The following is a 13,240-nucleotide window of genomic DNA, read 5'->3' on the forward strand; positions in this document are numbered from 1 at the left end:
CGGTGACACGCACCCAACGTGCGCCAGCGCTCACATTCCCAGGTCGCGAGCGATAATCATGCGCTGCACCTCGGAGGTGCCCTCGCCGATCTCCAGGATCTTGGAGTCCCGCCAGAACCGGGCCACCGGGTACTCGTTCATGAAGCCGTAGCCGCCGTGGATCTGGGTCGCCTCCCGGGCGTTGTCCACCGCGACGGTGCTGGCGTGCAGCTTGGCGATCGCGGCCTGCCGCTTGAACGGCTCACCCGCCAGCATCCGCGCCGCCGCGTCGTAGTACGCCAGGCGAGCGGTGTACGCCCGCAGCTCCATGTCGGCGATCTTGAACTGGATCGCCTGGTAGTTGCCGATCGGCTGACCGAAGGCGTGCCGCTCGGCGGCGTACTTCACCGACTCGTCGACGCAGCCCTGGGCGAGCCCGACGGCCAACGCGGCGATCGCGATTCGGCCCTCGTCCAGGATCCGCAGGAACTGGGCGAAGCCCCGCCCGCGCTCGCCGAGCAGGTTCTCCGCCGGCACCCGGCAGTCGTCGAAGGTCAGCTCGTGGGTGTCCGAGGCGTTCCAGCCCACCTTCGAGTAGCCCGGCGCGACGGTGAAGCCCGGCGTCCCGCTCGGCACGATGATGGTGGAGAGTTCCTTCGCGCCGTCCGGGCGGGTGCCGGTGACGGCGGTGACGGTGACCAGCGCGGTGATGTCGGTGCCGGAGTTCGTGATGAACGCCTTCGAGCCGTTGATCACCCACTCGCCGGTCGTCTCGTCCAGCACCGCCCGGGTCTCGGTGCCGCCGGCGTCCGAGCCGAAACCCGGCTCGGTGAGCCCGAAGCCGGCCAGCGCCTCACCGCTGAGCAGTTTCGGCAGCCACTGCGCCTTCTGCTCGGCGGTGCCGAACCGGTAGATCGGCATCGCGCCCAGGGAGACCGCCGCCTCCAGGGTGATCGCCACGCTGGAGTCGACCCGGGCGATCTCCTCCAGGGCCAAGCAGAGCGCGAAGTAGTCGCCGCCCATGCCGCCGTACTCCTCGGAGAAGGGTAGGCCGAACAGGCCCATCTTGCCCATCTGCCGGACCACCTCGTACGGGAAGGTGTGCTGCTCGTAGTGCTCGGCGATGACCGGCGCGACCACCTCGCGGGCGAATTCCCGCACGCTCTCGCGCAGCGCCTCGTGTTCCTCGGTGAGCCGGAAGTCCATCGGGTTCCTCCTGTGCGGACGTGCCCGCCGGGCGCTCGTGACGCCGGGGCGGTGCCGGTGCTGGCTGGTGCCGGTGCGACGGTTCAGACGGGGGTGACGCCGTGCCGACGGCGGGAGAAGTGCCGCTCCTTGCCCCGGGCGGCGGTGAACCGGCGGACCAGTTCGGCGCGGAGCTGATGCGGCTCCACGATCGCGTCGACCACCAGTTCGCTGGCCAGCCGCACGATGTCGATGTCCCGCTCGTACTCCTCGCGCTTCGCGGCGACGAAGGCGGCCCGCTCGGCCTCGTCCTCGATCGCGGCGATCTTGTTGGCGTAGACGGCGTTCACCGCGGCCTCGGCCCCCATCACCGCGATCTTCGCGGTGGGCAGGGCGATCGTGGCGTCCGGCTCGAAGCCCGGCCCGGCCATGGCATAGAGCCCGGCACCGTACGCCTTGCGGACCACCACGCAGATCTTGGGTACGGTCGCCTCGGAGATCGCGGTGATCATCTTTGCGCCGTGCCGGATGATGCCCTGCTTCTCCACCGCGCTGCCGACCATGAAGCCGGGTACGTCGCTCAGGAACAGCAGCGGCACGTTGAACGCGTCGCAGAGCTGCACGAAGCGGGTCGCCTTGTCGGCCGAGTCGACGAAGAGCACGCCGCCCTTGAACATCGAGTTGTTGCCGACCACGCCGACGACCTCGCCGTTCAGCCGACCGAAGCCGATGGTCAGCTCCTTGGCCCAGAGCGCCTGGATCTCGAAGAAGGAGCCGTCGTCGAGCAGGCCCTTGACGTACCGTCGCATGTCGAACGCCTGGCGCTCGCTCGCCGGCACCAGCGCGGCCAGGTCCGCCTTCTCGGGCGCCTCGGCGGCCTCGGCGGCCGGCGGACGCTGCGTCCAGTTGGCCGGCAGGTAGGACAGGTAGCGCTTGACCACGTCGAGCGCCTCGGCCTCGGACTTGCAGAGGAAGTGCCCCACGCCGGACTCGGCACAGTGCACCTTGGCCCCGCCCATCGCCTCCAGCGTGGTCTTCTCGCCGGTGACCATCTCGACCATCCGGTCGGAGCCGAGATACATACTGGCGTTGCCGTCCACCATCGCCACCACGTCGCAGAACGCCGGGATGTAGGCACCGCCCGCCGCGCTCGGCCCGAACAGCGCGCAGACCTGCGGGATCGAGCCGGAGGCGCGTACCTGGTTCCAGAAGATCTTGCCTGCGCCGCGTCGGCCCGGGAACAGGTCGACCTGGTCGGTGATCCGGGCGCCGGCGGAATCGACCAGATAGACCATCGGCACGCCGGTGTCGTACGCCCGCTCGATGGTCCGGATGATCTTCTCGACGGTCCGCGCGCCCCAACTGCCGGCCTTGACCGTCGAGTCGTTGGCCATCAGACAGACCTGGCGGCCGTCGATGGTGGCGGTGCCGGTGACCACGCCGTCGGCCGGCAAGCCGTCGGCGAGCGCGTTCGCGTAGAGCCCGTCCTCGACGAACGACCCCTCGTCCACCAGCAGTGCGACCCGTTCCCGGGCGAACATCTTGCCCTTGGCCGCGTTCGCCGCGTGGTACTTCTCCGCGCCACCGGCGCGTACCCGCTTGCGTAGCTGTTCCAGAGCCTCACCGTCGAGCGTCACGCCGCCCCCTCGCCGCCATCCCGACACCGGCACTCCGGTACGGGCCAACCAGCCTGAACGATCGTTAGGCTAACGCATCAAGGGGGGCACCGGCGACCTGGCGGCCACCGGCACGCGGTGAAGCGTCAGCGACCGTCGTCACCAGCCGAAGGCGGCTCCGGTGCCCGGTCGGGCCGACCCAGTTCCGCGACGTGGGTCGGGTCGAGCACCCGGGCGAGGAACGCCCGGGTCCGCTCGTGTCGGGGGGCGCCGAGCACCTCCTGCGGCGGACCCTGTTCGACCACCACCCCACCGTCCATGAACACCACCCGGTCGGCGACCTCCCGGGCGAACGCCATCTCGTGGGTCACCACCATCATCGTCATACCGTCCTCGGCCAGCTTCCGCATCACGGTGAGCACGTCGCCGACCAACTCCGGATCGAGGGCGGAGGTCGGCTCGTCGAAGAGCATCAACTCCGGGTCCATGGACAACGACCGGGCGATCGCCGCCCGCTGCTGCTGCCCGCCGGAGAGCTGCGCCGGGAACGCGTCGGCCTTGTCGGTCAGACCGACCCGCGCCAGGTTGCCCCGCGCGATCCGCTCGGCCTCCGCGCGACCGCGTCGCAGCACCCGACGCTGGGCGATGGTGAGGTTGTCCAACACGGTCAGGTGCGGGAAGAGATTGAACGACTGGAACACCATGCCGATGCCCCGGCGAACCGTGTCGATCTCGACGTCGGGATCGGTCATCTCGACGTCGCCGACCCAGATCCGGCCGGAGGTGGGTTGCTCCAGCAGATTCACGCACCGCAGCAGCGTCGACTTCCCGGAACCGGACGGCCCGATGACACAGACGACCTCGCCGTGACCGACCTCGACGTCGATACCGCGAAGCACCTCCAGCGAACCGAACGACTTGTGCAGATCACTGATCCGTACGGCGGGCCGGGCCTGATCATTCGACATTCCGGATCACCGGGCTTTCGCGTAACGAAGTTCGAGACGCCGTACGAGCTGGGACAACGGCAACGTGATGAGCAGATAGGTGAAGCCGGCGACCAACAACGGAGTGGCGTTCACCCGGTCGTTGAGCGCGTCCCGGCCGAATTTCGTGATCTCGATGGTCTGCGCGGTCACGCCGAGCACGTAGGCGAGCGACGAATCCTTGGTGAGCAGGATGAGTTCGTTCGTCAACGGTGGAATCACGATGCGGAACGCCTGCGGGATGACGATGGCGCGCATCGCGGTGAAGTGCGACATGCCGAGCGTACGGGCCGCCTCCATCTGCCCCTTGGGAACCGCCTGGATACCGGCGCGAATGGTCTCGGCCATGTACGCCGCAGCGGTCAACCCGAGACCGATCGCGATCGAACCGAACACACCGCCGGGAATCTCCCGCTCCGGGAAGGCGATCGGGATGCCGTACCCGACCAGGAAGAGCACCAGCAGCGCGGGCAGCCCCCGGAACAGCTCGATGTACGCGGTCGCGACCCAGCGGTACGGCGCCACCCGGGACAACCGCATCAACGCCAGCAGCGTGCCGAACACGAGACCGAAGGCGAACGCGCCCAACGTATAGAGGATCGTGTTCCGCAACGCGACCGTGATGATCGTCGGGAACATCGACTTGATGATGTCGACGCGGAAGAAGGCATCGGCGAGCCTGCCCCAGTCGGCGCTGCCGATCACCAGCGCGACGACCGCCACGAAGGCCAGGTACTGGAGCCAGAGGGACAGTCGCTCGCGCTGGCGACGACGCAGCTTCACGGCCGTGGGCCGATCCACTTCTCGTAGACCCGCTCGTAGGTGCCGTCCTGCTTGGCCCGGTCGAGCACCTCGTTGATGGTCTTGAGCAGCTCGGGGTTGTCGTCCTTGCGGACCGAGAAGCCGTACTGCTCACCGGTGTCGAACTCGGCCGCCACCTCGAACCCGCCCGGGTTCTGCTTGATGTACTCGGTCCAGACCGGCAGGTCGTTGATGGCCGCCTCGACCTGCCCGTTGGCGAGAGCCTGCTGCTCGGCGGCCAGGTCCTCGAACTCCACGAGTTCGAGACCCTTCTCCGCCGCGAGCCCACGGGCGTAGTCGCGACCGGTGGTGGCGGCCTGGACCGCGACCTTCTTGCCGCGCAGGTCGTCCAGCGACTTGTATGGCTTACCGGTCTTGACCAGCATCGCCTGGGTCGCGTCGAAATAGGGCGCGGAGAAGTCCATCACCTTCTGCCGCTCCTCGGTGATCGTCATTCCGGCGGCGGCCACGTCGCACTTGCCGGTGTTCAGGTCCTGGCCGGACTTGATTCCCTCGAACGGCGTGTCGACGATCCGTTGTTCCACGCCGAGTTCCTGGGCGACCAGGTCGATCATGTCGACGTCGAAGCCGATCACCTCGCCGGCCGCGTCCTTGGACTGGAACGGCGGATACGGCAGATGTGTGCAAACGGTCAGCTTGCCCTTCTCGATGAGTTTGACGCCGCTGGCCTGGACCTCGCTCTTGTCCTCCTTGGCGCATCCCGCCGTCGCGACGAGAGCGGCCACCGCCACTACCAGGCAAACCTTTCGGACCGGGCTCTGCACAGTCAACGCGGTGTCCCTTCGGTTCGTCCCCGCTGGCCGGAAGCCACGGCCGTGAGAGCGCACGGTACCTGATCCAGATGTCCGCTGACAGACGTCGAAGGATCGGTTTTCCGTCTCGCAGGACGCAGCGGGCAGAAGGGACATCCCATCGCCGCCGGACAATTTCACCGAGGCCCCCTACCTGCCATTTCAGCCTCCGATGAGACGCACACCTGTCAATGCGTTGACAGGTGTGCGAGGCCGCCGTTAGGGTCCGACCCGGGTCAATGGAGACCTACCACTCGCGCCGTCGGCAAACACCGCCGGCCGCGCGGAAGCACACCTCGGGGGAGGTGCCCTCAATGGCATCCTCAGCTGCGCTTTGACGATTCTCGGAATGGAGCGCGTCCACCGCGATCCCGCTGAGGTCGGCGCTCTCCTCACAGGACCCACCCGGCCACGTCCGATCCACCGGACCGTGGTCGACCTCGTCGACGAGGCCGTACGGCGTCACCCGGACGCCGAGGCGGTCGTCCATCCCACCGGCACGTTGACCTACCGGGACGTCGACCGGCTGGCCGACGCGGTCGCCGCCGACCTGCTCGCCCACGGCGCACGCCGGGGAGAGTTCGTCGCCCTGCTGCTCGACGACCGCGTCGAACAACTCGTCGCGATGCTCGGCACCATGCGGTCGGGTGCCGCCTTCGTGCCGTTCGACCGGGCCTGGCCGTCCCAACGGCAAGAACGAATGCTCGACGACCTCGCTCCCCGGGCGGTCGTCGGCACGCCACCGCCGTCCACCGGCCGGCCGGTGATCGGCGCACGGACGGAACCGGACGCGGTCGCCGGACCCGTCGTCGCGGCCCGGCCGCGACCCGACGACCCGATCTACGCGTTCTTCACCAGCGGCTCCACCGGCCTGCCCAAGTGCGCGGTCAACCTGCACCGGGGCCTGGTGAACCGCTTCCTGTCGATGACCGAGAGGTTCGCCGCCGACGGCACCGTGGTGCTCCAGAACTCCGCGCACACCTTCGACTCGTCGATCTGGCAACTGCTGTGGCCGCTGACCCGGGGTGCCACAGTGGTCATCCCCGACCGCACCGGCATCCTCGACTTCGACGCCACGCTGGCGCAGATCCACCGGCACCGGGTCACCATGACCGACTTCGTGCCGAGCATCTTCGACCTGCTCGTCGAGCGCCTGCGGAGCCGGCCGCAGGACCGGCACCTGCTCTCGTCGATGCGGCAGGTCTTCATCGGCGGCGAGGCCGCCAAGCCGCCGGCCGTGCAGGCATTCCGGCGGATGTTCCCGGACGTGCGGGTGACCAACACCTACGGGCCCACCGAAGCCTCGATCGGCTCGGTCTTCCACGCCGTCGGCGACGACGACCGCCAGGTCATCCCGCTCGGCCTGCCACTGCCCAACACGGCCGTGCTGCTCCTGGACGAACACGGCGCGCCCACCCCGCGCGGCGAGGTCGGCCAGATCCATCTCGCGGGTGTGTGTCTCGGCGCGGGCTACCACGGCGACGCCGCCCGCACCCGCCAGGTCTTCGTGCCGAACCGGTACGCCGGGGTCCCCGGTGACCTGCTCTACCGGACCGGCGACTTCGGCTGGGTACGCCACGACGGACTGCTGATGTTCACCGGGCGACGGGACGCCCAGGTCCAGATCGCCGGGGTACGCGTCGACCTCGGCGAGATCGAGTGCACCATCGCCACACTGCCCGGCCTGCGGCAGGTGAAGGTGCTCGTGGACGAGACCGGTGCCACGGCCACGCTGGTCTGCTTCTACTCCTCGGACGGGGAGGTCGGCGAGGAGACGCTGCGCGAGCACGCCCGCGCCGGTCTGCCCGGTGAGCTGGTGCCGGGTCGGTTCGTGCGTCTCGACAGCCTGCCGCTGCTCACCAACGGCAAGGTGGACCAGCAGCGCCTGCGCGGGCACCTCGCCGACGGTCCGGTGGGCACCGGCGAGCCCGGCCCGGCGTATCCGGCGGGAAGCGTCGAGGCGCGGATCGCCCAGATCTGGGCCCGGGTGCTCGGCTTCGCCGCGTACGACGAGGACTTCTACTGCCTCGGTGGGACCTCGCTCGGCGCCGCCCGACTCGCGGTCGACCTGGAGCGGACGTTCGGGGTGCGGCTCGCCGCCCGCGACCTGGTCCGGGCCTCCACCGTCGCGGCCCAGGCGGAACTGGTCCGGGGCGGCCGGTCGCTGCCGGCGACCACCGCCGTACCGCCCGAGTTGGCCCGGGACGCCCGACTCGGCGACCTGGACGTCGCACCGCCGCGACCGGCCGAGGACCCGGGCGCGATCCTGCTGCTGGGGGCGACCGGCTTCGTCGGCGCACAGGTGCTCGCGGCGCTGCTGGCCCACGGCGACCGGCCGGTGGTCTGCCTGGTCCGGGCCGCCGACGACCAGGCCGCCTCGCGTCGGGTGGCCGCCGCGCTGGCCGCGACCGGCGGATCGGCTGCGGTCCACCGCTGGTCCGCGCTCGCCGGTGACCTGGCCCGACCGCAGCTCGGTCTCTCCGGCGACGACTGGCGACGCCTGAGCCGAGAGGTCGGCACGATCGTGGACGCGGCGGGCCGGGTGGACACCCTCCGCGACTACCTCGATCTGCGCGACACCAACGTGCACGGGCTGCGGACGCTCATCGACCTCGCTGGCACGCAGCTCCGCAAACGGCTGGTCACGCTCTCCACCACCACGGTCCGGAGCACCCCCGGTACGCCGTTGGCCGAGTCGTTCCTCCCGCTCACCTCGGCACCGCCGGTCGACGGCTACAGCCAGTCCAAGTGGGTCGCCGAGCAGCTCGCCCGGGGTGCCACCGCGCAGGGCGTACCCGGCGCCGTCGTCCGACTCGGGGAGGTGGCGGCGCACTCCCGCACCGGCCACGCCAACCCACGCTCGTCGGTGACGATGATCCTGCGGCTCTGCCTGCGGCTCGGCGTACGCCCGTCGACCGGGCTGCGGGTGGACTGGACGCCGGTCGACGTGGTGGCCCGGATGGTGGCCGCGCTCGCCGACCCGCACCACTTCACGCCCGCCGAGGGCGTGCTGAACGTGGTGGCACCCGCCTCCGTGGCCGTGGCCGACCTGTTGGCCCGGCTACGCGTCGAGGACCGACCACTGCCCGAGATCCGCTACGACGAGTTCCTCGACCGGGCCGCCGACGCGGTCGGCGACGACGAGGTGGCGCGCTGCCTCGCCGTCCTGCGTCCCCGCACCGCAGCGGAGACCGAGCCACTGGCCGAGGTGCTCCACGACGCTCTGGTCGGCACCGACACACCCCTGGCCACCCGGCTGGCTCGGGGACTCGGCCTCGACTGGGGCACCAGCCGGGACAGGGAGATCGACGTGATGATCGACCGTCTCAACCGGACGTACCACGCAGCGGTGGGCCGTCCTCATCTGTCCAGCGGGACAGCTCAGTAAACCGCGACCAACGGGTCCAGGAGACGCCATGAAGGTCAATCTCTACTACGCTCCCTACCCCTCGCAGATCTTCCAGGGCGAGAGCGAGCCGATCAACACCGAACGGCCGCACAACCCGAAGAGCGCACTGACCACGATCGCCGCCGGGCTGCGGGCGTACGCGCCGCACTTCGGCTACTCCTGCGACATCGAGATCATCGATCTCCAGCTCGGTGGGCAGCGGGTGAAGTACAAGTCGCTCCCGTACGGCCCGCGGATCATGGACTGCTACCGGTACGGCACCCCGTTCGAGGAGGCTGACGAGAAGATCCGCGCGGCGGACGTGCACGGCATCACCTGCAACTTCACCAACAGCGCGCAGATCGTGGCCGACCTGGCGCTGCACATCAAGCGGATCAATCCCAAGGCGATCGTCGTGGTGGGCGGCGTCGACTGCACCGCCCGCCCGCAGTACTACCTGGCCCGGGGCGCCGACGCGGTGGTGCGCGGGGAGGGTGAGCTGACCTTCGCGCGGCTGGTGGACGCGGTCTACCGCAAGCAGGACCTGTCCACGGTGCCGAACATCTCGCTGCCGGGCCGACTGATCCCCAACAAGGTCGACTCGTCCGAGACCGTGCCGATGGACTCGATCGAGCCGATGGCGCTGGACCTCATCCCCGACCTGTCCATCTACGACGACACCGCCGAGGGTCCGCCGCCTGCGGGTGTACAGGGCAACTTCATCTGCTGGGAGACCTCCCGGGGATGCGCGTGGCGGTGCTCGTTCTGCACCGCGCCGTCGCGGGGCGGCTACCGCTACATGAGCCTGCCGATGATGGAGAAGCACCTCCGGGTTTTCCAGGAGTACGGCATCAAGACGATCGTCTGGCAGGAGGACAACCCGCTCTCCCGGATCCAGCAGAACGGCGCCGGCCGCTACCTGTACGACTCCGGGCGCGAGGACGTCCTCGCCATGTTCCGGATGTTCCGCGAGTACGGCTTCGCCTGGGAGTTCGCCAACGGCATCGAGTTCGGCAAGTTCATGCAGAACGGCAGCTTCGACCACGAACTCGCCGACGCGCTGCTGGGCAGCGAGACCGTCGACGGCCGGTGGATCGGCTGCTACCGGGTGCAGATCCCGCTGGACAACATGAACGTCAAGAAGCGCCGGTTCCCCAAGCTGCTCGGCTTCGACGAGCAGGTGAACGTGCTGGCCACCATGCTCACCGACCACGGCGTCGGCCACCAGACGTACGACCTGTTCATCGGTTACCCGGAGCACGACCGCGAGGGCATCGACATCTTCACCGACTACTGCATGCGGTTGAAGGAGGAGCTGACCTCGGTCGGACAGGGCAAGTACAAGCCGTACTTCAACGTGTTCAACCTGTCGCTGCTGCCGGGCGCCCGCGACTGGGTCACGCTGCGCTCGCTGCTCCAGTTCGACATCGACGAGAACCCCGAGGTGATCGGGATCTTCCTGTCGGCCATCAACACCGATCACTTCACGTACTGGGACATCTATCAGAAGCGTCTCGAAATGACGAACATGCTCAACGATCGCGAGATGCACCGTCTCTACGACGGCATCTACGCGGGTTGACGGGAGGTCCGGCCATGCGCGTCACCCTCTTCTACGCCCCGTACCCGGGGCAGTCGTTCCGGGACGAGGAGACCACGATCAGCCCGGTGCGGGTACGCAACCCCAAGAGCGCTCTCGTCACGTTGGCCGCCGGAGCACGGGCCTACCTGCGGGAGTGGGGTGTCGACGCGGAGTTCCGGATCGTCGACACCCAGGTCGACGCCGGTGAGCCCGAGCACTACGCCTCGTTCGCGTACGGGCCCCGCACCATCGACTGCATCCGCTACGGCGGGGCCTTCGAGAACTACGCCGACGAGGCCCGGGCCGCCGACGTCATCGGCATCTCGAACAACTTCACCAACTCGGCCCGGGTGGTGACCGACTTCGCCAAGTTCCTCAAGAAGGCCAACCCGGACGCGCTGATCGTGGGCGGCGGGATGGACGTCACCGCCCGGCCCGAGTGGTACCTCGCCAACGGCTTCGACGTGGTGATCCAGCTCGAAGGCGAGCAGACCTTCGCCCGAGTGATCCAGGCCCGGGCCACCGGCAAGCCGATCGAGAAGTCGGTGCTGAGCCGCCGGATCGGCGACGGCATCGTCATCATGGGCGGCCCCCAGCTCAACCTGGCCGAGCTGCCGCCGATGGCACTGGACCTGATCGACGACCTGTCCATCTATGACGACACCGGCGAGGGCCAGCCGCCGATGACGGTACGGGCACCGTTCACCTGCTTCGAGACCTCGCGCGGTTGTTACCGGACCTGCTCGTTCTGCGCGACCCCGATGCGCGGGCACTACCGCTACATGAAGCCGGACGTGGTGCGCCGGCACTTCGACCACTTCCGGTCGGTCGGCATCTCGAACATCCTCTTCCAGGAGGACAACACGCTCTCCCGGATCCAGCGGTCCGGCCGGGGCACGCTGCTGCACGACTCCGGCCGCGAGGACACGCTGGAGATCTTCCGGATCGCCCGGGAGTACGAGTTCTCCTGGGAGTTCGCCAACGGGCTCGAATTCGGCAAGTTCCTGGACCTGGGCGAGGTGGACCGGGAACTGATGGAGACGCTGTTCTGGAACGACACCAGCGGCGACCGGTGGGTCGGTTGTTATCGGGTCCAGATCCCGTTGGAATACCTCGGTGACGAGCCCACCCAGAAGTTCCGTAAGCTGCGTCCGTTCCAGGAGCAGATGCGGATCATCACGTCCATGCTGGACCTGGGCGTCCGATATCTGACGTTCAACATGCTGATCGGGCACGACGACGATGACCAATCGATGATCGACATGTATCTGGACCGGTGCCTCGAACTCAAGGACCGGCTGGTCGAGGCCAGTCCCGAGGCGACCAACTACTTCAACGTGTTCAACCGGACGCTACTGCCCGGCACCGCCGACTTCCGTAAGAAGGCGGACCGGCTCGCCTTCGACATCGAACAGAACCCGGAGGTGATCAGCGTCTACCTCTCGCCGATGCCGTCCAAGCACCTGTCGTACTACGAGTTGTTCGAGCAGCGGCTGCGGCTCACCGAGGCGCTGAACGGGTCGCTGATCGACCAGTACGACGGGATCTACCGGCCGCGGGCCGGTGCCGACGCCACCCCGGTGGCCTGATTGGACGCCCGTGTCGCTGGTTGACGCCGTCGGGCGGTACGTCGAACTCTGGCGTACCCCCGGCGTACCCAGGGTGATGCTGCCCGCGATGCTCGCCCGGCTGCCGGTGGCGATCGAGCCACTCGCGATCTTCCTGCACGTCAGTGAGAAGACGGGGTCCTACTCGGCCGGCGCGACCGCGCTCGCCCTGTTCTCCGGCGCCCTGGCGGTCGCCTGGCCGGTGCACGGCCGGCTGATCGACCGCCACGGGCTGCGCCGGGTGCTGCCGGTGCTGGCGTTGCTGCACGCGGTGGCACTGGTCGGGTTCGTCGCCGCGAACCAGGGGCCCGGCTGGCTGCTGATCTCGTCGGTGGTGCCGGTGGCGCTCACCATGGCACCGGTCGGCTCGACCGTCCGGGCGGCCTGGGCCCTGATCCTGCCGCCCGGGCCGAAGCTGAACACCGCGAACGCCCTGGAAGCGGTGCTGATCGAGGTGTTCTTCGTGATCGGGCCGGCGGCGACCGGCCTGTTCACCGGTGTCTTCAGCGCGCTGGCCACCACCCTGCTGGCCGGCGGCATGCTGGTGGTCGGCTCGCTGCTCTACGCCAGCGCCCCGGCCGTCGCCACGCTGCGCAAGCCGGACGGGTCGGCGGAGTCCGACGCGACGACCGGCGACGACCTGGGGCGTACCCGACGGCCGTGGCGGATCCCCGGCGTGGTGGCGATCCTGGTCGCCGCCGGTGCCGCCGCCGCGGCCTTCGCCGTCCTGGAGGTCGCGGTGCCGGCCACCGTGTCGGCGCTGGGCAGCACGGCGGCCACCGGCGTGGCGCTGCTGTCACTACCCCCGGCGGCCAGCGTCCTCGGCGGGCTGGTCTGGGGCGCCCGGCAGCACACCCGCCGACCGGTGCACCGCTACCTCGTGCTGCTGGCGGTGGCGCTGGCCTGCATGGTCCCGCTGGTCTTCGCCACCTCGATCCCGGTGCTCGCGGTCTGCCTGTTCCTCGCCGGCCTGCCGTTGGCGGCCCTCAGCGCCGAGGAGTTCGGGCTGCTCGGCACGCTTGTGCCCAAGACGGTGATCAACGAGTCGTTCGCGTTGGCCGCGACGATGATGGCGGTCGGCAGTGCGGTGGGCACCCTGGTGGCCGGTGCGGTCCTGGGTTGGTTCGGCCCCGCCGAGGCGCGTCTGCTGTCGCCGGTGGCCGCGCTCGTCGCGCTCGCGGCCATCTTGTGGGTGCGGGATACGCTGAGTCGCGTCGATGCCCCGGCCAGCGTCGGCAGCGCATCGTGACCGGCTGAGCCACCAGTCGCCGGGCACCATCGGGC

9 protein-coding genes are annotated in these 13,240 nt (G+C 69.2%); 4 read left to right on the top strand and 5 right to left on the bottom strand.

The genetic code is table 11. The features are described 5' to 3' along the window. Window positions 1-30: 30 nt before the first annotated feature. The 5 genes from ACZ31C_RS04060 to ACZ31C_RS04080 form a co-directional block, all read right to left on the bottom strand. Complete coding sequence (locus tag ACZ31C_RS04060; protein WP_465794084.1) at window positions 31-1,185, bottom strand: acyl-CoA dehydrogenase family protein; 1,155 nt, start codon at window positions 1,183-1,185, stop codon at window positions 31-33. An 83-nt stretch (window positions 1,186-1,268) separates the two neighbouring features. Beyond that, complete coding sequence (locus ACZ31C_RS04065; protein ID WP_396743893.1) at window positions 1,269-2,801, bottom strand: acyl-CoA carboxylase subunit beta; 1,533 nt, start codon at window positions 2,799-2,801, stop codon at window positions 1,269-1,271. 125 nt (window positions 2,802-2,926) lie between these two features. Continuing rightward, window positions 2,927-3,748, bottom strand: coding sequence for an amino acid ABC transporter ATP-binding protein (locus ACZ31C_RS04070; RefSeq protein WP_465794085.1), 822 nt, complete (start codon window positions 3,746-3,748; stop codon window positions 2,927-2,929). A gap of 6 nt (window positions 3,749-3,754) precedes the next feature. Continuing rightward, entirely contained in the window at window positions 3,755-4,549 is a 795-nt protein-coding gene (locus ACZ31C_RS04075; RefSeq protein ID WP_465794086.1) for an amino acid ABC transporter permease, read from the bottom strand. Beyond that, complete coding sequence (locus ACZ31C_RS04080; protein ID WP_465794087.1) at window positions 4,546-5,313, bottom strand: basic amino acid ABC transporter substrate-binding protein; 768 nt, start codon at window positions 5,311-5,313, stop codon at window positions 4,546-4,548. The genes ACZ31C_RS04075 and ACZ31C_RS04080 overlap by 4 nt, the downstream gene beginning before the upstream one ends. 496 nt (window positions 5,314-5,809) lie before the next feature. Between ACZ31C_RS04080 and ACZ31C_RS04085 the strand changes: the two genes are divergently transcribed. From ACZ31C_RS04085 to ACZ31C_RS04100, 4 genes are read left to right on the top strand one after another with little or no spacing between them, the layout of a single operon-like run. Then, complete coding sequence (locus tag ACZ31C_RS04085; RefSeq protein ID WP_465794088.1) at window positions 5,810-8,767, top strand: non-ribosomal peptide synthetase; 2,958 nt, start codon at window positions 5,810-5,812, stop codon at window positions 8,765-8,767. 28 nt (window positions 8,768-8,795) lie between these two features. Next, complete coding sequence (locus tag ACZ31C_RS04090) at window positions 8,796-10,349, top strand: B12-binding domain-containing radical SAM protein (protein WP_465794089.1); 1,554 nt, start codon at window positions 8,796-8,798, stop codon at window positions 10,347-10,349. Window positions 10,350-10,363: 14 nt separating this feature from the next. Next, complete coding sequence (locus tag ACZ31C_RS04095; RefSeq protein ID WP_465794090.1) at window positions 10,364-11,938, top strand: B12-binding domain-containing radical SAM protein; 1,575 nt, start codon at window positions 10,364-10,366, stop codon at window positions 11,936-11,938. Between the two features lie 10 nt (window positions 11,939-11,948). Next, a complete protein-coding gene (locus ACZ31C_RS04100; RefSeq protein ID WP_465794091.1) occupies window positions 11,949-13,205 on the top strand; it encodes an MFS transporter in 1,257 nt (418 codons plus the stop codon). The last annotated feature ends 35 nt before the right edge of the window (window positions 13,206-13,240 follow it).

Source organism: Micromonospora sp. NPDC023869 (assembly GCF_055559695.1).